Origin of the sequence: Flavobacterium kingsejongi (assembly GCF_003076475.1) — a bacterium.
Classification (GTDB): Bacteria; Bacteroidota; Bacteroidia; order Flavobacteriales; family Flavobacteriaceae; genus Flavobacterium; species Flavobacterium kingsejongi.
This window is the reverse complement of record NZ_CP020919.1, coordinates 2,283,267-2,306,038: the sequence shown is the minus strand read 5'-3', so window position 1 is coordinate 2,306,038 and position 22,772 is coordinate 2,283,267. Positions and strand designations below refer to the sequence as shown.

Here is a 22,772-nt window from a genome sequence, read left to right as displayed (position 1 = left end):
ACTATTAGCGTAACATGGCAGGATCAATCTGGATACCGAGTCCCTGTGCAACGCCCATACCTAATCGTGGATCGGCACGGAACCAATGGCACAACTGGCGGTTGATGATTTCTTCTCTTTTTGGCCCTTCGATACCAGACATCGCACCAACAATATTGTTTACTAAATGTTGCTGCTGTTCCGGAACCATGAGTCGGTAGAGGTTTCCGGGTTGGGTGTAATGATCATTTTCCCCTGCTGCATTGCGGTCATACCAGTCGGCTACATTGCTTTCCAATTCCAATGCCGGTTCTTTATAAGCTTTGTCTACCTGGATATCATCGAAACTGTTAGGGAAGTAATTGGGCTTGCTTCCGCCATTACCATCCACACGCATTCTGCCATCCCTTTGGTAATTATTGGTGGCAAATGGACAACGGTTTACCGGAATCTGCTCGTAATTGGCCCCCAAACGATAGCGTTGTGCATCGGGATAAGACAGTAAGCGCCCCTGTAGCATTTTATCAGGAGAATAACCAATTCCGTCTACCACGTGTGCGGGTGCAAAAGCGGCCTGCTCTACGTCCTGGAAATAGTTATCGGGATTACGGTTCAGTTCGATCACTCCTACATCAATCAGCGGATAATCGCCATGAGGCCATACCTTAGTCAGGTCAAATGGATTAATATGATAAGTTCTGGATTCTGCTTCGGTCATTACCTGGATTTTCATATCCCATTTCGGGAAATTGCCTTTATCAATATTTTCAATCAGGTCCCTTTGGGCAAAATCCATGTCTTTGGATTTCATTGCTGCTGCTTCCGCATCGGTGAAGTTTTTGATCCCCTGTTGCGTTAGCATGTGGAATTTTACGTAGAAACGTTCGTTCTCTCTATTGATAAAAGAAAAAGTATGGCTTCCAAAACCATGCATGTGACGGAAACCGTGTGGCGTTCCCCTGTCGGACATCAATATCGTCACCTGGTGCAGGCTTTCCGGATTCAGTGACCAGAAGTCCCACATCATAGTTGGAGATTTCATATTGGTATACGGATCTCTTTTTTGGGTATGGATGAAATCCCCGAATTTTTTAGGGTCTTTAATAAAGAACACTGGCGTATTGTTTCCTACCAGATCCCAATTCCCATCTTCCGTATAGAACTTCATGGCAAAACCTCTTGGGTCTCTTTCAGTATCGGCAGAACCACGCTCGCCTCCAACGGTGGAAAAACGGAGAATCATTTCAGTCTGTTTTCCTATTTCAGAGAAAATTTTTGCCTTTGTATATTTTGAAATATCATGAGTCACTGTAAATGTCCCGAATGCAGCAGATCCTTTGGCGTGTACCACGCGTTCCGGAATACGTTCCCGGTTAAAATGAGCCATTTTTTCATGCAGGATAAAATCCTGAAGCAATAAAGGCCCTCTCGCTCCTACTGATTGTGAATCTTCATTTTCAGCATACGGAATTCCCGATGCAGTAGTTAGTTTGTTGTGATTTTCCATATCTCTATTATTTTGTTAGGTCAAAGCTAGGGGATTTGTATTTATAAACAAAATCGATTGTTTTTATATTTTAATAGTTTTAAATTATAAACAAGCGGTATAATCTTTGAGTATCTTTGGAATCTTAAAGTATTAAAGATATGAAAAAACTATTTATCATCGCATTACTGATCCCCGCATTTAGTTTTGCCCAACTGAATAATGTGCTGAAAAAGGTTTCTAAAAAAGTAACCGAAAAAACGACTACTACATCGGGTAGCAGCGCAACCAGTGGATTGGATATTACCGCCGGACTTAAAGAAGCCCTGAATAAAGGGATCACAGAGCAGGTAAAAAAATTAACCGCTGTGGATGGTTTTTACAAAAATGAAGCGGTAAAAATCCTGATGCCGGAAGAATTGCAAAGGGTAGACAAAACCTTACGAACAATGGGAATGGGAAGCCTTGCAGATGAAGGGATCAAAGTACTGAACCGTGCCGCCGAAGATGCGGTAAAAGAAGCAACACCGATTTTCGTTAATGCCATTACCAACATGAAAATTACCGATGCAAAAAGTATTTTGTTAGGCAATGAAAGTGCAGCCACAACTTACCTGCAAACGGCTACTTCGACGTCGCTGTATTCTAAATTCAATCCGGTCGTTAAGGAGTCTTTGGGGAATGTGGGCGCTGATAAAGTATGGGAAACGATAATCACAAAATACAATGCGTTACCTTTAGTAAAAAAGGTCAATCCGGACATTAATGATTATGTGACCAATAAAGCAATGGAAGGGGTTTTCAAAATGATTTCTGTGGAAGAAAAAACCATTCGAACTGATATTGCTGCACGTACTTCACCGCTATTAAAAAAGGTATTTGCCCTACAGGATTAATCTTTTGTCTCTGTTTTCATACAGGTTTAAAACGGGATAAAAACTATCGCATTACAACTGGTTTTTTAAAGCTAAAATTTTAGTAATCAATTAGATATAAATAACATTCCCTTAACAACTATATTGCATTTTTTTTTTCAACTTTGCAGTATAAATAGTTTTCTCAATTGGTTAGGGTTAGTTATAATGTTTGAGCCAGCACTTTCGGGTGCTGGCTTTTTTATTTTAGGATTGGTCTTTTAACTTTTCCTGAAGTACTTTAAAGTAGTCAAATGCTTTTAGAATCCGGCTTCCATACCAGGAAAACATCTCACCATCTACAAAAACTGTTTTGGCGTGATGGGTGAATCTCCCAATCGCAAAAGCATGCTCATCTTTAAAAGGATAGGGTTCCGAAGAGAGGAAAACAACATCGGGATCTCCTTCTAAACGGATTCTACGAATCTCAACTTCGGGATAACGCCCTTTATCGTCATATATATTTTTGAAATGGTTCAGCTGCAATAATGCATTGATAAAATTATCCTGCCCGGCAGCCATATATGGATCCCGCCAGATGAAATAAGCCGCTTTACGAACCGGGACATCCTTCATAAAATCGACAAAATCCTTAAATGCAAAATGGATTTTATCGTTCCATTTTTGAGCTTCGGTACGGCAGTTAAAAATACGCCCAAAATCATCAATCATCTTTTGGTTGTCTTCCAGTGTAATCACATTAGTCACCCAAACCGGAGCAATTTTCCGAAGTTCTTCCACCATTTCCAGCGTATTCTCTTCTTTATTGGTGATAATGATATCAGGGTTCAATTCCCGGATCTTATCATAATTTACTTTTTTAGTCCCGCCAACAATCTTTTTTGTGGATTTAAAATGATAGGGATGCACACAAAATTTAGTGATCCCAACGATTTTTTCTTCCAGCCCCATATCGGATAAAAGCTCCGTTTGTGAAGGTACCAATGAAACAATCCGTTTTGGGGAATGTTCAAATGTTACCAGGTTACCGATTTGGTCTATAAATGTTTTCATGTTTTTTATATTGCGCCGCTGATCTATCGAAATAAAATCTGTTGCATTTCCAATTGTATCTTTAGGGCTTCTTCACGGGCTTTTTCGGCAAAATCCTGTTGTTGTGAAGCATAAATGATCCCACGGGAAGAATTGATCAGCAAACCGATATTCTCCGCCATCCCATATTTGCATACTTCCGCAAGGCTTCCACCCTGTGCTCCAACTCCCGGCACTAATAAAAAGCTATCAGGAACGATTTTACGGATTTCGGTAAAATATTCGGCTTTGGTGGCTCCAACGACATACATCAGGTTCTCACTGTATTTCCAGGTTTTGGATGTTTCAATAACCTTCTTATATAATTCTTTCCCGTCCACTGTCTGGGTTTGAAAATCAAAAGCACCGGCATTGGATGTTAACGCCAACAGGATTGTAAATTTATCCTTTACCGCCAGAAAAGGCTCTACCGAATCTTTCCCCATATAAGGTGCCACTGTCACCGAATCAAACGCAAGGTCTTCCAGGAACGCCTTTGCATACATGGAAGAGGTATTCCCGATATCGCCCCTTTTAGCATCGGCTATGGTAAAAATTTCAGGGTGTTTCTCATTCAGGTACTGAATGGTTTTTTCCAGTGAAATCCAGCCTTTAATGCCATAAGCTTCATAAAAAGCAGTATTGGGTTTATAGGCCACAGCAAGGTCATGGGTCGCATCGATTATCGCTTTGTTGAATTCGAAAATCGGATCTTCTGTCGTTAATAAATGCTGTGGTATTTTTGTAAGGTCTACATCCAGCCCAATACAAAGGAATGATTTTTTGCGGCGGATATTGGCAGTAAGTTGTTGGTGTGTCATCGGGTGGTAGTTGTAGTTTGTTAGTGTTAGTTCAAAAAAAAACCACACTGGGCTTGGAAGGGCTTGGTGTGGTTCATAGTATTGGGAAAGCGATTAAAATACTTCGCTTGCTTCTTTTAATTTTTCAGTATTGTTTACCAGCTGCAGCTCATCTACAATTTTTTGGATATCACCATTCATGATATTACCCAGATCATATAATGTAAGCCCTACACGGTGATCGGTTACACGCCCCTGAGCATAATTATAGGTACGGATCTTAGCCGAACGGTCACCACTACTTACCTGTGAAGTACGTTTTGCCGCATCTTCTTCCTGTTTTTTGGCAAGTTCCATCTCATAAAGACGGGAACGCAATACCATCAAGGCTTTGTCTTTATTCTTGTGTTGTGATTTCTGATCCTGGCATTGGGCCACTAATCCTGTTGGGGTATGCGTCAATCGCACTGCCGATTTGGTCGTATTTACCGACTGTCCACCAGGTCCTGAAGAACAGAAGAAATCTACACGAACATCATTCATGTCGATTTGCACATCAAATTCTTCTGCTTCCGGAAGCACCATTACTGTCGCTGCCGAAGTGTGTACACGTCCTTGTGTTTCCGTTTGTGGTACACGTTGTACACGGTGCACTCCAGCTTCAAACTTCAGTGTTCCATAAACATCTTCACCAGTAACTTCAAAGATAACCTCTTTGAAACCACCTGAAGTACCTTCATTCATATCCACTACACTGGTTCTCCAGTTGCGGCTTTCACAATATTTAGTATACATCCTGAAAAGATCTCCTGCAAAAATACTCGCTTCGTCCCCACCAGTACCGGCACGGATCTCCACCATCACATTTTTAGCATCTTCCGGATCTTTAGGGATCAGCATGAACTTGATTTCGTCTTCCAGTTCCGGTAATCTGTCTTTTGCTTCATCCAGCTGCATCTTGGCCATGTCTACCATTTCCGCATCACTACCATCCGCAATAATTTCGTTAGCCTCATCAATATTACTCATGATATTAACGTACTCATCGCGCTTTTCTGCCAGTGCTTTCAGGTCTTTATATTCCTTATTCAACTGGACATAACGCTTCTGATCAGAAATGACATCCGGCTGGATAATCAAATCGGAAATCTCATCGAAACGTTGTTTTACTATCTGTAATCTGTCTAACATCTTTTTCTTTCCTTATATTTGGAGTGCAAATTTACAAAAAAATTGTTTACAGTATACAGTGTGGATGCTACAGTTTTTATAACGTATTTTATATTTTTAAATTCGCCAATCGTATCCCCTGAAAGGATAGGATATCCAATACCGAAACAAAAGGCAATATGCCGCTAATCAACCTATAATCAATAGCTATGAAAGTTCAATTCTTATTCATTATCCTGGTATGTCTTGGCTTCACAGCCTGTAAAAAACCCAGCAGTATTACTGTGGCCCCGGCACTTCAAAAAGCAGCATGGCTTATCGGAAATTGGGAAAATAAAACCCCGAAAGGCCTATCGGTCGAAAGCTGGACCGATCCGGGTAATGGTACTGCATACAAGGGTAAATCTTATTTTATCTCTGGAAAAGATACACTGTTCTCGGAAACCATACGCATAGAAGAAAAATTAGGACAGTTGTATTACATCCCAACTGTCAGCAACCAAAATTTAGGAAAACCTATCGTTTTTATACTGACGAGCAGTACTGAAAAAGAAATGGTGTTTGAAAATCCGGAGCATGATTTCCCACAAAAAATAACTTATACCCTTAGCACTCCGGATAGCCTTACCGCCATTATCTCTGGATTACGAAAAGGAAAAGAAAGCAAGGAAGTTTTTGGCATGAAAAAACGAAACTAAGATTTTACTTTTAGCCGGATACAAAAAGGCCCGCTTAAAAATAAACGGGCCTTTTGCAATAGTGGCAAATGCCATACTATTATTTTATTTCAATGGAATATTGCTCAGGATTTCCAAAACAAATTTCCAGTATTTTTGTGCTGAAGCGATATTCGCTCTTTCATCCGGAGAGTGTGCCCCCTTGATCGTTGGACCGAAGGAAATCATATCCATATCCGGATAATTGGTTCCTAAAATACCACATTCCAAGCCCGCATGGCAAGCCACAACGCTTGGTTTTGAACCATTTTGTTTTTCGTAAATCCCAACAAGTACATCCAGTATTGGTGAAGTTACATTAGGTGTCCAGCCCGGATAAGATCCAGTTTCTGTTACCTCACATCCGAACAATTCAAACGCAGAACGCAAAGCATTCGCTAAATCCTGTTTGGATGATTCTACAGAAGAACGGGTAAGGCAGCCGATAGACAATTCCCCATCTTTTACAATGACTCTGGCAATATTATTTGAAGTTTCTACCAAATCAGCCATATCAGGACTCATACGGTATACTCCGTTATGTGCTGCATAAATGGCACGAATTAATCCTTCCTGTACGCCTAAGTCCATTACTTTTTTAGGCAAATCCGATCCCTGGATATCAATGGTAAGATTCGGCTCGGTTGTTTTAAACTCTGCTTTGATATCACGGATGATTTCTTGCATGTCAAAAACAAATGCTTCATCAAATACAGTAGAGATTACTATTTTGGCAACACTTTCCCTTGGGATCGCATTACGAAGGCTACCACCATTAATTTCAGCAATCTGTAATCCAAAATTCTCAAAACTGTCAAACAAGAGGCGGTTCATGATTTTATTGGCATTCCCCAATCCTTTATGGATGTCCATTCCGGAGTGTCCTCCATTCAGGCCTTTTACGGTAATGGTATACCCTACAGATCCTTCTGGAGTTTCTTCTTCATTATAGCTTCTGGTAGCAGTTACATCCACGCCACCAGCACAACCGATATCAATTTCATCATCTTCTTCTGTATCCAGATTAAGCAGGATTTCACCATCTAAAAGCCCCCCTTTTAATCCCATAGCGCCTGTCATTCCGGTTTCTTCATCAATCGTGAACAAAGCCTCAATTGCTGGATGCGGGATATCGGTAGATTCTAATATCGCCATTATTGTAGCCACACCCAAACCATTGTCAGCTCCAAGCGTAGTGCCTTTAGCACGAACCCAGTCACCATCGACATACATTTCAATGCCCTGTGTATCAAAATCAAAATTGGTATCGTTATTTTTTTGGTGCACCATATCCAAATGCGACTGCATTACAATGGTCTTACGATTTTCCATTCCGCTGGTTGCCGGTTTCTTGATGATAACGTTCCCCACTTCGTCTTCGATAGTTTCGAAGCCTAATTTTTTTCCGAAATCTTTCATGAAAGCAATTACCTTTTCCTCTTTCTTAGAAGGACGCGGTACCGCATTCAAATCGGCAAATTTGTTCCAAAGCTGTTTTGGCTCCAGATTTCTTATTTCCTGACTCATTATAGTAGTTTTTTCAATTTTTAAAGTGGTAAAGTTACAAAGTTATATTCTGAAAAGGCCGAAAAGCTATAATTATAAACCGGGAATACCGTCTTGCTCCTATTTGCTTTTGGGTAAAATATGCTTCTCAAATAATTTCTTTGCTTTTTTAACAGTGACTTCCTTTTTCCAGATATCCTGAGGTTCCAAACAGAATATCGGGGCTTTTTTACACATACCCTGGCAATCCATTTTGCGAAATGTCACCTTGTCTTCGAGTCCGAAATCTACAATCTGCTCTTTCAGATACGCTTTCGGGTCTTTATTATATTTACCACATTTCTTTCCATCACAGAAAAAAATAACCTGTTCCTTTTCATCTTTCTTTCCCATACAATTATCGGCGTAATACTACTGGTAATCAACTCTCATTACACTGTGCAATTTTACGATTAATAATCCGAATGCTATTCGAATACACTATTAATATTTATTTAAAACCACCCACATACCCCATCATCTCTTTCTTTCTTTTTATATTTACGGGACAAAGTACCCGAAATGAAAAACAAAAAAGTATTCTGGAGCCTCTTTTTGGTTGTCCAGATAATTGCCTTAAAAATCCTTTCCTCTTTTCCAGAATTTATAGAACGGTATTATAGCAACGGAATTTATCCTCCTATTTCAAAAACCCTTCGAATCTTACTGGGCTGGATTCCATTTTCATTTGGAGATTTGGCCTATAGCATGGCCGTGCTTTTAATCCTCCGTTGGGGCTGGAAAACCCGGAAAACCTGGAAGAAAGAATACAAATCCAATCTGCTGACCATTACCACTTGTATTTCTGTAGGATACTTCTTTTTCTATTTTTTGTGGGCAGTCAATTACCATCGCGTGCCTTTATATCAAAAATTAGGCATTGCCAAAGAATTAAATAAAAAAGAACTTTTGGCCTTTACCGAAAAACTGATCTTAAAAAGCAATACCCTCCAAAATCAGATTACCCACAATGACAGCTCCCGCGTCATTTCTCCTTATACCCAACGAGAAATTTATAAACGTACCCTCAATGGTTATACTGCCATTGCGCTTCAACATCCGTATTTCCAATACGACCACCTGAGTATCAAAAATTCGCTACTCAGTATTCCATTAACGTATATGGGGTTTGCCGGCTACCTGAATCCGTTTACCAACGAAGCACAGGTAAATGATATGATTCCTTTATACAATTATCCAACAACGGCCTGCCATGAAATGGCACACCAGATTGGTTATGCTTCGGAAAGTGAGGCTAATTTTATCGGATTCCTCGCTTCCGTACACAATGATGATGTTTATTTTCAATACTCCGGTTATACGTTTGCCCTCAAATACTGCCTGCGCCTTGTCGAAAGAGACGATGAAGCACTGTATGAAAGCTTAATGGCAAAAATCAATTATGGTATTATCCTGAATATCTGTGAAACTGAAGAATTTTGGGATCGGTATGAAAATCCATCAGAAGTAGTATTTAAAGTTTTCTATGACAATTACCTAAAAATGAACCAGCAAAAAGACGGTTTGGGAGGATATGCTAAATTTGTAGGCCTCATGGTCAATTATTACAATAGCCCACAAGGCTGGAATGACCCATTCTAAAATTAAATTTCGTCGGACGTAAAAGTGCTGAAACTTTTTTTCTTGAAGGGGCGGATGATCAAGCGTGATTCCCGGTCAAAGCGAATGTAATTGTACATCCAGTTCCAGAAAACCACCACTTTATTTTTAAATCCAATCAGGGAAAAGAGATGTACAAAGATCCATACAAACCAAGCAAATACACCGCTAAACTGATAGTGGGGCAAATCGACTACAGCTTTGTTACGGCCAATAGTGGCCATTGAGCCTTTGTCTTTATAGGTAAAAGGTTTCATTTCCTGGTTTTTCGATTTGCGAAGCAGGTTGTCCGCCAGCCATTTTCCTTGCTGTATCGCCGGCTGTGCCATCATAGGATGCCCTTGCAGGTACCCTTCTTCATCCATTTGGGCAATATCGCCAATGGCAAAAATATTACCATATCCAAATACCTGATTAAAACGATTTACTTTAATACGGGAAACGCGGCTTTCAATCGCCTCTTCCCGGATTCCTTTGATCAGTGCACCCTCAACACCTGCAGTCCAGATAAAAGTTGCCGTATCAAAGGTCAGTTCCGAATTCGTTGTAACGGTTTTACCATCATATCCTGTAACGCGCACATTTTTCCATACGCTCACACCCAGTTTTTGAAGGAATTCTTCTGCTTTTTCAGAAGACTTTTCACTCATAGTATTCAATATCCTGTTTCCGCTCTGGATCAGGTTGATTTCCATCTTCCGTACATCAAGATCGGGATAGTCTTTTGGAAGAATGCCTTTTTTCATCTCCGCCAGTGCGCCTGCCAGCCCCACCCCTGTAGGGCCACCGCCAACTAACACAAAGTTCATCAGGGCACTTCGCTCGTTAATATCATTCGTCAATAAAGCCTGCTCAAAATTTTCCAATATCAGGCTGCGGATATTCAACGATTCCGGAATGGTTTTCATAGACATGCTATTCCGTTGAATTTCATTATTGCCAAAGAAATTAGTTTTGGAGCCACTGGCAATAACCAGGTAATCGTATTGCAGTTCCCCGATATCGGCAATGATTTTTTGATTTGCAGTATCGATTTCATTTACCTGTGCCAGACGGAAATAAAAGTTCTCATGCTCATGTACGATTTTACGCATGGGATAAGCAATGGAACCCGCATCCAATCCTCCGGTAGCCACCTGGTACATCAGGGGCTGAAAGTTATGATAATTGTGTTTGTCCAGTAATACGACCTGAAAGTTTTGGTTTTTCATTTTCTTGGCGAAGGTGATTCCGGCAAAGCCACCACCAATGATTACAATTCTCGGGAAAGTAGAACGGACTATATTCATATTTCAGTTTTAGGGTATATATCCCAAATATACAAAGTTATTATTTCGGTTGATCCTATTTTAATATATCGTTATACCTGTCACTACCGATCTTTTTGGGATGGCATTATTTTTGAAATAGTAGCTATAGCTATTTCCACAGCCTTTATAAAATGCCGCAATACCATTTTTTTTGTTTTTATTTGTAACAAAATCAATCGTCGTTACACTAACTTGGTATGAGCGAATCGTTGGAAAAATCATTTGTAAGTCAATTACAGCAACATCAGAATCTTATTCATAAGATCTGTCGGCTGTATACCTCTGACGCTGATGAACATAAAGATTTATTTCAGGAGATCACCATACAGCTATGGAAAGCTTTCCCTCAATTCCGGGGAGATTCCAAATTTACTACCTGGGCGTATCGCGTAGCCTTAAATACTGCGATTACCCTATTTCGAAAGAAAAAAAGAACGGTAAATACAACGGAATTCAATAACACCATACACTATTTCAAACAGGAAGATTATAATTATGAAGAGGAAGAACAAATCAAATTGCTCTACAGTGCGGTCCATCAACTGAATGACATCGAAAAAGCATTAGTTTTTATGTACCTTGAAGATAAGGATTACACCGAAATTGCTGAAACTTTAGGGATCAGCGAGGTGAATGCGCGGGTAAAAATGAACAGGATAAAAGGGAAATTAAAAAAAATATTAAATCCATAAACGACAATGGACGAATTAGATATACTAAAAAAAGACTGGAAAAAGAATGAAAATTCTTTCAAGCAAGTCACAGAACTCGATATTTACAAAATGCTTCACAAGAAGTCTTCTTCTATTGTGAAGTGGATTTTTATCATTAGCCTTTTAGAATTCTCCTTATGGGGTATTTTATCTTTTTGCATGCAGGATCTCGATTACATGAAATCTTTCAACGAAATGCATGTGGAGCATCTTTTATTGCCATTTAACATCATTGGTTACATCACCATCCTGTATTTTTTCTACCAGTTTTTTATGAATTACCGGAAAATATCAGTGACGGATGATTTAAAGAAACTAATGTCCAGTATCCTCCGAACCCGCAAAACAGTAAAACAATATGTAATGTTCAATATTGGATATGCTATCGTCAGTGTGATTTTAGTATCGTATATTTTCCTGAACTACGATCCCAAGACCATTACGCTCATGCACCAAATGGCGAAAGATGGCCATAGTATGCTCTTTTATTCGATCTCCATTATTTTCATGCTAATCTATATGGGAATCTGTATCCTGATCATCTGGTTATTTTACAAACTCGTATACGGTATCCTATTAAAAAGGCTCGTAAAAAATTATCAGGAACTCAAAAAACTGGATCTCTAAATATAAAATTACCAATCCTGATTTCAGGCCTGGCTAATATCAAAATATACTATATAAAAAAAGAGGTGAACTAAGCGATCACCTCTTTTTTTGTGCTAATATTCCCACTTCCGTTGTTTATTAAGTTCTTCCTGTAACTGAATTTCCTCAGTCGGAATTACTTTGAGGAAAGAAGGATGCTGCTCTATCGCATATTCAATTTTTTCGACGATCTGGTCGATCGTTTCATTCTCGTAATCAATAACCAAAGGTTCTTTGATAATAAAAGATTGTAAAATCCCCTTTTTCTTCAGTCGTAATCCTTTTTTATCAAAGGAGCGCCGAAAACCATCAATAACGATTGGGACTACTATTGGCTTATGTTCTTTAATGATATGAGCCGTTCCTTTACGAATGGGCTTAAATGGTTTGGTTGTTCCCTGTGGAAACGTAATTACCCAGCCATCGTCCAATGCAATCCGGATATTTTCAGTATCATTCGGATTCACGTCACGCTGTACATCCTGTCCTTTTGCCCTCCAGGTACGTTCCACCGTTATAGCTCCTGCATAGGCCAGTATTCGTGGCAAAAGTCCTTCTTTCATCGTTTCTTTTGCAGCCACATAATAAATATTCAGCTTCGGATTCCAAATATATCCAATGTTCTTAATATTATCTTCCCGTCCTTTTAGGCTGGCATTAAAAACATGGAACATCGCTACTACATCAGCAAAATAAGTCTGGTGGTTCGAGATAAAAAGGACATTAGTCGGTGGCAGGCTACGGATAATCTCTGATCCATCAATCTGCAAATCATTAAATCCCCGGTACCTTTTGTGTGTTAAGCCCCCAAAGATACGGATCAGCCATTTTTTTAAAAATAATATATGTCCAAAAGGATTTCTTTTAAATAACCCCATAATCGAATTCTTTTAATGTAATTAAGCTTTTTAGGAGCACATCATTCCCAGTCGTAACCAACTTGTAGTCCCGCTATTCGCTTGTATCGTATTGGGATAAAGGCATCCCAATAAGGATACCGCTGCTATCGGGGCTATTATAGACCCAATTGTACTGCTCGCACAGCTATTCAGCAGCAAACATACAAAACTTAGTGCGATAGTACACTTTTTAAAACTTCTTTCAGTTCACTCATTAACATCGCAGTAGCACCCCAGATAATATGATTGTCAATTTTAAAAGCCGGTACCTGGGCTTCCGTAGCATAGGAAGTCGAAAGAATGACATTAACGACCTTAGCATCGTCTAGGAAATCAGTCAGCGATAGCTCTATCAATTCTGCTACTTCATATTCCGAAGGTTTAAAAACAAGCTCTTGCTCACTAATTCCCATAAAAGGATAAACGATAAAATTACTTGGCGGAATATAAATTTCACTAAATTCCCGTACTACTTTAATTTGATCCTTAGAAATCCCAACCTCTTCATACGTCTCCCGCAATGCAGTATCCTGATAAGAAGCATCAGTACTTTCTGCTTTACCCCCTGGAAAAGAAATTTGGGACGAATGTACTCCGGGATATGCATTACGCACAATCAAAATCAGGTGTGTTACCCCTCCTTTAGGATAAAATAGCATCATGACCGCGGATTTCCTTGGATTTTTATCCTCATAATTCCACTTTTTCATCATCTCTACCCGTTCGAAAGGAGCCATTTTTAAGTGAGCTGCCGTTGCTGGTAGGCTTTCTTTTAGTATTTTTGGTAAATATTTTAAAAACAATTCAAAATCCATTGTATCTTTTCTAAAATTAGATCTCATAAAGGTAATTTACAATTGCCTAATCCACAAACTATTTAAGAAAAGTAAACACTGAAATCAAATACAAACCATGTATAGTAAAGCCGAAGCACAAAAATTAAAACGCGTATTCTGGATTTCATTTGCCAATACCTATCCACGCAAATGGATGCTATATGATACCAAAATCAAAGATTTTTCATTTAAATTCTATGCAGACAGCAAAAAAGCCCAGGTAATTATTGATATTGAAAATAAAGAACTGGAAAAAAGAATGGCTTATTATGAAAAAATGGTGAGCCTTAAGAGCATTCTCGAAGATGAATTCATTAAAGATTTAGTTTTCGAACAGGATCATATACTGGAAACCGGTAAAGTAATCAGCCGGATTTGGGTGGAAAAACCAGGCATTAGCCTTAATAATCCCACAAACTGGGACCAAATATTCGAGTTTTTCAATACTAATATGGCGGCTTTAGAGAACTTTTATGCCGAATATGATGAATATATTAAAGAAATAGCGGTATAATTTTTATAATGTCCTGTCAATACACAAAAAAAGCCAATGATTTCCATCATTGGCTTTTTTGTTGTTTGGTTAGAACTGTTATAGTGCTTACTTTTTAAGCTTCCTTCACAAATTCACCGGCAGCGGTGAAGAGTGCGGTTACTTTTTGCCCATCTTTCGAGAGTACTAATTTGTATTCTCCATCAGCAGCTACATACGCTTCTTCCATGCTATAACCTCCATATTTTTTAGAGATATTTTGAAGCGCTTCCTGGGATACTTCCGATCCGTCGATTCTTTTATATTCTTTCTCCTGGTGGATAGTGTTTGTAGATGTTGTTTCAGTTACTGTGTTAGCAGAGGCATTAAACGATAAGGCGATTACTAGAGCGGCTGTTAAAAATAAATTTTTCATAATGCTATATTTTATAGGTTATACTTGTTCTCTGTATAATCAGTATGAAAGAACTATACCAAACACAGCTATTTATTCAAGCTTGTCGTTTAACTGTTCTATTACAATACTTTATGAAGTTTCGTATGCTTTATGGAAATCTAAAAAAGCAGTTTTATTGGATCAAGAACAAAACTTGGGGAGGAATGTCAAAATAAAATCAGAAATTTGCAATCTAAGAATTTGATATGACCCCTATAGAGCTATTGAAGTTTATGCTTCCTGATTTTTTAGTTGCCCATTTTGAAGTGGTTTCTTCTACTAATGCAGAAGAAATATTACACCTATACTTTGAAGAGCATGCCAAACCTCCGTCAGAATTTAATGGACTTCAGTTAATCTCAAAGGGTTTCCAGGATGAGATCACTATTCAGGACTTTCCTTTGAGAGGGAAGTTTGTGTATCTACACATCAAAAGACGTCGCTGGACCAATAAAGACACAAGTGAGATCGTTAAAAGAGATTGGAATCTAGTTGCCAAGGGAACCCGCATGACTCAGGAGTTTGCGGCTTTTTTAAAAGAAATTAATAGATAAAACTGCTATTGACTGTCATACCATTGGAGGTTTCTTTGGAGTCAATGGGAAAAAATTACAAAGACAATACAAAAAATATTTAAGCTCCTTTAGTACGTGGGCTCCACGTGAACATGCACATGAGTGGATTATTTATCCTGAAAATATAGGTACCCACTTGTCAATTGATGAAGTAGCCTTGTCTCAGGGTGAGCTTTTTACTATTGTAACCAATAAGGAAGCTAGAGGTAAAAAAGGTTGCCTAGTTGCTATTGTTGCAGGGACAAAGGCAGATCAGGTCATTGAACATATCTGTAAAATTGATTACAAAAAAAGAAGTTGGGTTCAAGAAATAACACTTGACATGGCTAATTCCATGAAGTTGATTTCCAAAAAATGTTTTCCAAAAGCGGTACAGGTTACCGATAGATTTCATGTTCAAAAATTAGCTCTAGAAGCATTACAGGAGATTAGAATAAAATATCGTTGGGAAGCGATGGATACTGAGAATCGATTGATATTACAAGCGAAAAGAGAAAACAAAACTTATCGCCCAGATCTTTTATCTAATGGAGACTCTGTAAAACAGTTGCTCGCCAGAAGTAGATATGTTCTTTATAAATCCCGCGATAAATGGACCGAAAGACAAAATGAACGAGCCCAATTATTATTTGACTTATATCCCGATATTAAAAAAGCATACAGTTTAACCCAACAACTACGAGGTATTTACAACAATCATAACAATAAAGGATCAAGAACAAAACTTGGGGAGGAATGTCAAAATAAAATCAGAAATTTGCAATCTAAGAATTTGATATGACCCCTATAGAGCTTTTGAAGTTTATGCTTCCTGATTTTTTAGTTGACCATTTTGAAGTGGTTTCTTCTACTAATACAGAAGAAATATTACACCTATACTTTGAAGAGCATGCCAAACCTCCGTCAGAATTTAATGGACTTCAGTTAATCTCAAAGGGTTTCCAGGATGAGATCACTATTCAGGACTTTCCTTTGAGAGGGAAGTTTGTGTATCTACACATCAAAAGACGTCGCTGGACCAATAAAGACACAAGTGAGATCGTTAAAAGAGATTGGAATCTAGTTGCCAAGGGAACCCGCATGACTCAGGAGTTTGCGGCTTTTTTAAAAGAAATTAATAGATAAAACTGCTATTGACTGTCATACCATTGGAGGTTTCTTTGGAGTCAATGGGAAAAAATTACAAAGACAATACAAAAAATATTTAAGCTCCTTTAGTACGTGGGCTCCACGTGAACATGCACATGAGTGGATTATTTATCCTGAAAATATAGGTACCCACTTGTCAATTGATGAAGTAGCCTTGTCTCAGGGTGAGCTTTTTACTATTGTAACCAATAAGGAAGCTAGAGGTAAAAAAGGTTGCCTAGTTGCTATTGTTGCAGGGACAAAGGCAGATCAGGTCATTGAACATATCTGTAAAATTGATTACAAAAAAAGAAGTTGGGTTCAAGAAATAACACTTGACATGGCTAATTCCATGAAGTTGATTTCCAAAAAATGTTTTCCAAAAGCGGTACAGGTGACCGATAGATTTCATGTTCAAAAATTGGCTCTAGAAGCATTACAGGAGATTAGAATAAAATATCGTTGGGAAGCGATGGATACTGAGAATCGATTGATATTACAAGCGAAAAGAGAAAACAAAACTTATCGCCCAGATCTTTTATCTAATGGAGACTCTGTAAAACAGTTGCTCGCCAGAAGTAGATATGTTCTTTATAAATCCCGCAATAAATGGACCGAAAGACAAAATGAACGAGCCCAATTGTTATTTAGCTTATATCCCGATATTAAAAAAGCATACAGTTTAACCCAACAACTACGAGGTATTTACAACAATCATAACAATAAACACGTTGCGATGACAAAACTGGCACATTGGTACAGGAATGTAGAGGAGTCAGGGTTTAAAAATTTTAATATCCTTTTAAATACTATAACGGTTAATTACCAGTCAATCTTAAACTATTTTGACAATAGAAGTACAAATGCTTCAGCAGAATCTTTTAATGCTAAAGTAAAAGCATTTAGAAGTCAATTTAGAGGAGTGCGTAAAGTAGATTTCTTCTTATTTAGATTATCTAATCTTTTTGGGTAATCCCCAAGCTTTGCGTTTGATCCAGTCAATCTTAAACTATTTTGACAATAGAAGTACAAATGCTTCAGCAGAATCTTTTAATGCTAAAGTAAAAGCATTTAGAAGTCAATTTAGAGGAGTGCGTAAAGTAGATTTCTTCTTATTTAGATTATCTAATCTTTTTGGGTAATCCCCAAGCTTTGCGTTTGATCCTAGTTTTGTTTTGTTTTGTTTTGTTTTGTTTTGTTTTGTTTTGTTTTGTTTTGTTTTGTTTTGTTTTGTTTTGTTGTACAGAAGTTTGTAAAACAAAAAACCCTTCATCATAGATGAAGGGTTTTTAAAAGAAAGGCGACGACATACTCTCCCACATAACTGCAGTACCATCTGCGCAGGCGGGCTTAACTTCTCTGTTCGGGATGGGAAGAGGTGAGCCCCGCCGCAATAACCACCTTAAGTCGTTACAATTGCTTTGGGCAATCTTTCTATTATTAATACACCATAAATTGATGCAAAACAACAGACAATATCTTAACATACTGAGATAAAGAAAGTATTTTTATTTACTATTTTTAGAAAGTTGCACCCTCCCGGTTCCCCGGGAGGATTCGTACATAAGCTTACGGGTTATTAGTACTACTCGACTATGACATTACTGCCTTTACATCTATAGCCTATCAACGTGGTCATCTTCCACGACCCTTAAAAGAAATCTCATCTTGTGGTGGGTTTCGCGCTTATATGCTTTCAGCGCTTATCCCTTCCAAACGTAGCTACTCTGCGATGCCCCTGGCGGGACAACAGATACACTAGAGGTTTGTCCAACTCGGTCCTCTCGTACTAGAGTCAGATCCACTCAAATTTCTAACGCCCACAGTAGATAGAGACCGAACTGTCTCACGACGTTCTGAACCCAGCTCGCGTGCCACTTTAATGGGCGAACAGCCCAACCCTTGGGACCTTCTCCAGCCCCAGGATGTGACGAGCCGACATCGAGGTGCCAAACCCCCCGTCGATATGAGCTCTTGGGGGAGATCAGCCTGTTATCCCCGGCGTACCTTTTATCCTTTGAGCGATGGCCCTTCCATGCGGAACCACCGGATCACTATGCTCTACTTTCGTACCTGATCGACCTGTATGTCTCTCAGTCAAGCTCCCTTATGCCATTGCACTCTACGCACGGTTACCAAGCGTACTGAGGGAACCTTTAGAAGCCTCCGTTACTCTTTTGGAGGCGACCACCCCAGTCAAACTACCCACCAAGCAATGTCCCCCGCAATACGGGGTTAGGCTTCAGATAAGCAAAGGGTGGTATTTCAACAATGACTAACCAACGCCTGGCGACGCTGGATCGAAGTCTCCCACCTATCCTACACATCACTTATCCAAAGTCAATACTAAGCTATAGTAAAGGTGCACAGGGTCTTTTCGTCCCACTGCGGGTAATCGGCATCTTCACCGATACTACAATTTCACCGAGCTCATGGCTGAGACAGTGTCCAGATCGTTACACCATTCGTGCAGGTCGGAACTTACCCGACAAGGAATTTCGCTACCTTAGGACCGTTATAGTTACGGCCGCCGTTTACTGGGGCTTCAATTCAATGCTTCTCCGAAGATAACATCTCCTCTTAACCTTCCAGCACCGGGCAGGTGTCAGGCCCTATACTTCATCTTACGATTTTGCAGAGCCCTGTGTTTTTGATAAACAGTCGCCTGGACCTCTTCACTGCGGCCAGCTTGCGCTGGCGACCTTTCTCCCGAAGTTACAGGTCTATTTTGCCTAATTCCTTAGCCATGAATCTCTCGAGCACCTTAGGATTCTCTCCTCGACTACCTGTGTCGGTTTACGGTACGGGTACTAATAACCTGAAGTTTAGAGGTTTTTCTTGGAAGCCCTTAGGTGTACTATCTCTTTGTCCGAAGACTCCGAGTACTATCGGCCTTTGCCATTCTCAACGGATTTGCCTATCGAGAATATAGCTACAGCCTTCAACGAACTATTCCGTCAGTTCGCGACACTTTCATCACTCCGTCACCCCATCACAGTTATCAGTAGTACGGGAATATTAACCCGTTGGCCATCGACTGTCCCTTTCGGGTTCGCCTTAGGACCCGACTAACCCTCAGCTGATTAGCATAGCTGAGGAAACCTTAGTCTTTCGGTGTGCGGGTTTCTCGCCCGCATTATCGTTACTTATGCCTACATTTTCTTTTCTAACCGGTCCAGCATACCTCACGATACACCTTCGGCCCTGTTAGAATGCTCCCCTACCACTTGTAATAAATTACAAATCCATAGCTTCGGTAATATGCTTATGCCCGATTATTATCCATGCTCGTCCGCTCGACTAGTGAGCTGTTACGCACTCTTTAAATGAATGGCTGCTTCCAAGCCAACATCCTAGCTGTCTGGGCAGACAAACCTCGTTTTTTCAACTTAGCATATATTTGGGGACCTTAGCTGATGGTCTGGGTTCTTTCCCTCTCGGACATGGACCTTAGCACCCATGCCCTCACTGTTAGTGAACATTATATAGCATTCGGAGTTTGTCAGGAATTGGTAGGCGGTGAAGCCCCCGCATCCAATCAGTAGCTCTACCTCTATATAACTTTATAACTAACGCTGCACCTAAATGCATTTCGGGGAGTACGAGCTATTTCCGAGTTTGATTGGCCTTTCACCCCTACCCACAGGTCATCCGAAGACTTTTCAACGTCAACCGGTTCGGACCTCCACTATGTGTTACCACAGCTTCATCCTGCCCATGGGTAGATCACACGGTTTCGCGTCTAACACTACTGACTAAAGCGCCCTATTCAGACTCGCTTTCGCTACGGATCCGTGGCTTAACCACTTATCCTTGCCAGCAACGTTAACTCGTAGGCTCATTATGCAAAAGGCACGCCGTCACCCCACGAAAGGGCTCCGACCGCTTGTAAGCGTATGGTTTCAGGATCTATTTCACTCCGTTATTCACGGTTCTTTTCACCTTTCCCTCACGGTACTGGTTCACTATCGGTCTCTCAGGAGTATTTAGCCTTAGCGGATGGTCCCGCCAAATTCAGACAGGGTTTCACGTGCCCCGCCCTACTCAGGATACCACTATTCTTATCTTCTATTACTAATACGGGACTATCACCCTCTATGGTTTAACTTTCCAGTTAATTCTTATTCTATCCGCAAGAAATCGCGTGGTCCTACAACCCCAAAATTGCCGTAACAACTTTGGTTTGGGCTAATCCGCGTTCGCTCGCCACTACTTACGGAATCACTTTTGTTTTCTTCTCCTCCGCCTACTTAGATGTTTCAGTTCAGCGGGTTTGCTCACCTATCGGTGTGGCATGTCTTCAACATACCGGGTTGCCCCATTCGGATATCTACGGATCAAGTCGTGTGTGCCGATCCCCGTAGCTTTTCGCAGCTTATCACGTCCTTCATCGCCTCTGAGAGCCTAGGCATTCCCCATACGCCCTTATTTTGCTTATTGTACTTTCTCTTTACATATTACTATGTAAAAAATTGTGCTTTCTACTTTTTAATATTTTTCTTATCTCAATATGTCAATGAACTTTTTTCACTCTACGTGAATTGTGGAGAATATCGGAGTCGAACCGATGACCTCCTGCGTGCAAGGCAGGCGCTCTAGCCAGCTGAGCTAATCCCCCATTTCCTAATTTTAAATTATGAATGTTGAATTTTGAATTAATGGTAATTCATACTCATACTTCTAAAATTTCCTTTTAATTAAGCTTAAAATAGTAGTCCCGGGCAGACTCGAACTGCCGACCCCTACATTATCAGTGTAGTACTCTAACCAGCTGAGCTACGAGACTCTGTTTTTTTGCTTAATTTGTATTATTTGAACTAACAGCGAGAGTAATGCATCATATACATCATAAAGAGCTTCATTTTACGTCTTTCTCTAGAAAGGAGGTGTTCCAGCCGCACCTTCCGGTACGGCTACCTTGTTACGACTTAGCCCCAGTTACCAGTTTTACCCTAGGCAGCTCCTTGCGGTCACCGACTTCAGGTACCCCCAGCTTCCATGGCTTGACGGGCGGTGTGTACAAGGCCCGGGAACGTATTCACCGGATCATGGCTGATATCCGATTACTAGCGATTCCAGCTTCACGGAGTCGAGTTGCAGACTCCGATCCGAACTGTGAACGGTTTTATAGATTCGCTCCTGGTCGCCCAGTGGCTGCTCTCTGTACCGTCCATTGTAGCACGTGTGTAGCCCAAGGCGTAAGGGCCGTGATGATTTGACGTCATCCCCACCTTCCTCTCAGTTTGCACTGGCAGTCTCGTTAGAGTTCCCGACATGACTCGCTGGCAACTAACGACAGGGGTTGCGCTCGTTATAGGACTTAACCTGACACCTCACGGCACGAGCTGACGACAACCATGCAGCACCTTGTAAATTGTCCGAAGAAAAAACTGTTTCCAGTCCTGTCAATCTACATTTAAGCCTTGGTAAGGTTCCTCGCGTATCATCGAATTAAACCACATGCTCCACCGCTTGTGCGGGCCCCCGTCAATTCCTTTGAGTTTCATTCTTGCGAACGTACTCCCCAGGTGGGATACTTATCACTTTCGCTTAGCCACTCAGATTTGCACCCGAACAGCTAGTATCCATCGTTTACGGCGTGGACTACCAGGGTATCTAATCCTGTTCGCTACCCACGCTTTCGTCCATCAGCGTCAATATATTAGTAGTAACCTGCCTTCGCAATCGGTATTCCATGTAATATCTAAGCATTTCACCGCTACACTACATATTCTAGTTACTTCCTAATAATTCAAGCCCTGCAGTATCAATGGCAATTTCCCGGTTGAGCCGGGAGATTTCACCACTGACTTACGAGGCCGCCTACGGACCCTTTAAACCCAATGATTCCGGATAACGCTTGGATCCTCCGTATTACCGCGGCTGCTGGCACGGAGTTAGCCGATCCTTATTCCTACGGTACCGTCAATCTGGCTCACGAGCCAGGGTTTCTTCCCGTATAAAAGCAGTTTACAATCCATAGGACCGTCATCCTGCACGCGGCATGGCTGGATCAGGCTTGCGCCCATTGTCCAATATTCCTCACTGCTGCCTCCCGTAGGAGTCTGGTCCGTGTCTCAGTACCAGTGTGGGGGATCTCCCTCTCAGGACCCCTACCCATCGTTGCCTTGGTATGCCGTTACCATACCAACTAGCTAATGGGACGCATGCTCATCTTTTACCGATAAATCTTTAATTATTAAATGATGCCACTCAATAATACTATAAGGTATTAATCCAAATTTCTCTGGGCTATCCCTTTGTAAAAGGTAGATTGCATACGCGTTACGCACCCGTGCGCCGGTCTCTGGTTCCGAAGAACCATACCCCTCGACTTGCATGTGTTAAGCCTGCCGCTAGCGTTCATCCTGAGCCAGGATCAAACTCTTCATCGTATAATTTTAATAATTTGTCGACGAAAATTTTAGCGTATTCTTTACTACTTATAGTAGCCTTACTCTCTCTTATTTGC

At 40.5% G+C, this 22,772-nt stretch carries 20 protein-coding genes, 2 tRNA genes, 3 rRNA genes and 1 pseudogene; 11 read left to right on the top strand and 15 right to left on the bottom strand.

All coding sequences use genetic code 11. The features are described from left to right. Positions 1–4: 4 nt before the first annotated feature. Positions 5–1,486 (bottom strand): catalase, encoded by a 1,482-nt coding sequence (locus tag FK004_RS10160; protein WP_108737156.1) that lies wholly within the window; start codon positions 1,484–1,486, stop codon positions 5–7. Positions 1,487–1,626: 140 nt separating this feature from the next. On the opposite strand from FK004_RS10160, the gene FK004_RS10155 reads away from it, so the two are divergent. Beyond that, on the top strand, positions 1,627–2,361 hold the full coding sequence (locus tag FK004_RS10155; RefSeq protein ID WP_108737155.1) for a DUF4197 domain-containing protein: 735 nt from the start codon (positions 1,627–1,629) through the stop codon (positions 2,359–2,361). 225 nt (positions 2,362–2,586) lie between these two features. On the opposite strand, the gene FK004_RS10150 is transcribed toward FK004_RS10155, so the two are convergent. The 3 genes from FK004_RS10150 to prfA form a co-directional block, all read right to left on the bottom strand. Then, a complete protein-coding gene (locus FK004_RS10150) occupies positions 2,587–3,393 on the bottom strand; it encodes an ABC transporter substrate-binding protein (protein WP_108737154.1) in 807 nt (268 codons plus the stop codon). Between the two features lie 23 nt (positions 3,394–3,416). Further along, positions 3,417–4,232, bottom strand: a complete 816-nt coding sequence (pyrF, locus tag FK004_RS10145; RefSeq protein WP_108737153.1) for an orotidine-5'-phosphate decarboxylase — start codon at positions 4,230–4,232, stop codon at positions 3,417–3,419. A gap of 93 nt (positions 4,233–4,325) precedes the next feature. Beyond that, a complete protein-coding gene (prfA, locus tag FK004_RS10140; RefSeq protein WP_108737152.1) occupies positions 4,326–5,402 on the bottom strand; it encodes a peptide chain release factor 1 in 1,077 nt (358 codons plus the stop codon). Between the two features lie 188 nt (positions 5,403–5,590). Here prfA and FK004_RS10135 point away from each other — a divergent pair, with 188 nt between their 5' ends. Next, the gene (locus tag FK004_RS10135; RefSeq protein WP_108737151.1) at positions 5,591–6,079 is read left to right on the top strand and encodes a DUF6265 family protein; all 489 of its coding nucleotides are present in this window, start codon (positions 5,591–5,593) and stop codon (positions 6,077–6,079) included. Positions 6,080–6,163: 84 nt separating this feature from the next. Here the strand turns inward: FK004_RS10135 and FK004_RS10130 are convergent, their stop codons facing one another. Together FK004_RS10130 and FK004_RS10125 are read right to left on the bottom strand one after the other, a co-directional pair. Next, positions 6,164–7,624 carry an aminoacyl-histidine dipeptidase gene (locus FK004_RS10130; RefSeq protein WP_108737150.1) on the bottom strand — a complete coding sequence of 487 codons (1,461 nt, stop codon included), beginning with the start codon at positions 7,622–7,624 and terminating at the stop codon, positions 6,164–6,166. A gap of 99 nt (positions 7,625–7,723) precedes the next feature. Next, positions 7,724–7,996, bottom strand: a complete 273-nt coding sequence (locus FK004_RS10125; RefSeq protein ID WP_108737149.1) for a (2Fe-2S) ferredoxin domain-containing protein — start codon at positions 7,994–7,996, stop codon at positions 7,724–7,726. Between the two features lie 168 nt (positions 7,997–8,164). On the opposite strand from FK004_RS10125, the gene FK004_RS10120 reads away from it, so the two are divergent. Continuing rightward, positions 8,165–9,244 carry a DUF3810 domain-containing protein gene (locus FK004_RS10120; protein WP_108737148.1) on the top strand — a complete coding sequence of 360 codons (1,080 nt, stop codon included), beginning with the start codon at positions 8,165–8,167 and terminating at the stop codon, positions 9,242–9,244. Positions 9,245–9,246: 2 nt separating this feature from the next. On the opposite strand, the gene FK004_RS10115 is transcribed toward FK004_RS10120, so the two are convergent. Further along, entirely contained in the window at positions 9,247–10,551 is a 1,305-nt protein-coding gene (locus FK004_RS10115) for an NAD(P)/FAD-dependent oxidoreductase (protein ID WP_108737147.1), read from the bottom strand. 218 nt (positions 10,552–10,769) lie between these two features. Here FK004_RS10115 and FK004_RS10105 point away from each other — a divergent pair, with 218 nt between their 5' ends. Then, positions 10,770–11,264: an RNA polymerase sigma factor gene (locus tag FK004_RS10105; protein WP_108737145.1), complete on the top strand. Its 495-nt coding sequence runs from the start codon at positions 10,770–10,772 to the stop codon at positions 11,262–11,264. Positions 11,265–11,270: 6 nt separating this feature from the next. Next, entirely contained in the window at positions 11,271–11,912 is a 642-nt protein-coding gene (locus FK004_RS10100) for a hypothetical protein (protein ID WP_108737144.1), read from the top strand. Positions 11,913–12,007: 95 nt separating this feature from the next. Here FK004_RS10100 and FK004_RS10095 read toward each other — a convergent pair whose 3' ends face one another. Then, on the bottom strand, positions 12,008–12,811 hold the full coding sequence (locus FK004_RS10095; RefSeq protein WP_108737143.1) for a lysophospholipid acyltransferase family protein: 804 nt from the start codon (positions 12,809–12,811) through the stop codon (positions 12,008–12,010). A gap of 191 nt (positions 12,812–13,002) precedes the next feature. Further along, a complete protein-coding gene (locus FK004_RS10090) occupies positions 13,003–13,674 on the bottom strand; it encodes an NUDIX hydrolase (RefSeq protein ID WP_317046936.1) in 672 nt (223 codons plus the stop codon). 70 nt (positions 13,675–13,744) lie between these two features. Here FK004_RS10090 and FK004_RS10085 point away from each other — a divergent pair, with 70 nt between their 5' ends. Further along, positions 13,745–14,182, top strand: a complete 438-nt coding sequence (locus tag FK004_RS10085) for a DUF4268 domain-containing protein (protein WP_108737142.1) — start codon at positions 13,745–13,747, stop codon at positions 14,180–14,182. A 94-nt stretch (positions 14,183–14,276) separates the two neighbouring features. Here FK004_RS10085 and FK004_RS10080 read toward each other — a convergent pair whose 3' ends face one another. After that, the gene (locus tag FK004_RS10080; RefSeq protein ID WP_108737141.1) at positions 14,277–14,576 is read right to left on the bottom strand and encodes a hypothetical protein; all 300 of its coding nucleotides are present in this window, start codon (positions 14,574–14,576) and stop codon (positions 14,277–14,279) included. A gap of 227 nt (positions 14,577–14,803) precedes the next feature. Here FK004_RS10080 and FK004_RS10070 point away from each other — a divergent pair, with 227 nt between their 5' ends. The 5 genes and pseudogenes from FK004_RS10070 to FK004_RS10050 all read left to right on the top strand — a co-directional run. Then, entirely contained in the window at positions 14,804–15,151 is a 348-nt protein-coding gene (locus FK004_RS10070; RefSeq protein ID WP_108736669.1) for an ISAon1 family transposase N-terminal region protein, read from the top strand. Then, positions 15,144–15,953, top strand: coding sequence for an ISAon1 family transposase (locus tag FK004_RS10065; RefSeq protein ID WP_420358898.1), 810 nt, complete (start codon positions 15,144–15,146; stop codon positions 15,951–15,953). Before FK004_RS10070 ends, FK004_RS10065 begins: the two co-directional genes overlap by 8 nt. Continuing rightward, positions 15,950–16,297: an ISAon1 family transposase N-terminal region protein gene (locus tag FK004_RS10060; RefSeq protein WP_108737012.1), complete on the top strand. Its 348-nt coding sequence runs from the start codon at positions 15,950–15,952 to the stop codon at positions 16,295–16,297. Before FK004_RS10065 ends, FK004_RS10060 begins: the two co-directional genes overlap by 4 nt. Beyond that, on the top strand, positions 16,290–17,273 hold the full coding sequence (locus tag FK004_RS10055; RefSeq protein WP_108736800.1) for an ISAon1 family transposase: 984 nt from the start codon (positions 16,290–16,292) through the stop codon (positions 17,271–17,273). The genes FK004_RS10060 and FK004_RS10055 overlap by 8 nt, the downstream gene beginning before the upstream one ends. 28 nt (positions 17,274–17,301) lie before the next feature. After that, a pseudogene (locus FK004_RS10050) lies at positions 17,302–17,442 on the top strand (transposase); the annotation flags it as partial. A 153-nt stretch (positions 17,443–17,595) separates the two neighbouring features. On the opposite strand, the gene rrf reads toward FK004_RS10050, so the two are convergent. The 5 genes from rrf to FK004_RS10025 all read right to left on the bottom strand — a co-directional run bounded on the left by rrf (position 17,596) and on the right by FK004_RS10025 (position 22,695). Beyond that, positions 17,596–17,705 (bottom strand): 5S ribosomal RNA (rrf, locus tag FK004_RS10045). A 154-nt stretch (positions 17,706–17,859) separates the two neighbouring features. After that, positions 17,860–20,740, bottom strand: a 23S ribosomal RNA gene (locus tag FK004_RS10040). A 104-nt stretch (positions 20,741–20,844) separates the two neighbouring features. Next, a tRNA-Ala gene (locus FK004_RS10035) sits at positions 20,845–20,918 on the bottom strand. Positions 20,919–21,012: 94 nt separating this feature from the next. Continuing rightward, positions 21,013–21,086: transfer RNA gene (locus tag FK004_RS10030), tRNA-Ile, on the bottom strand. Positions 21,087–21,179: 93 nt separating this feature from the next. After that, positions 21,180–22,695 (bottom strand): 16S ribosomal RNA (locus tag FK004_RS10025). Together the 16S, 23S and 5S rRNA genes with 2 tRNA genes alongside form the textbook arrangement of a ribosomal RNA operon. Positions 22,696–22,772 lie beyond the last annotated feature (77 nt).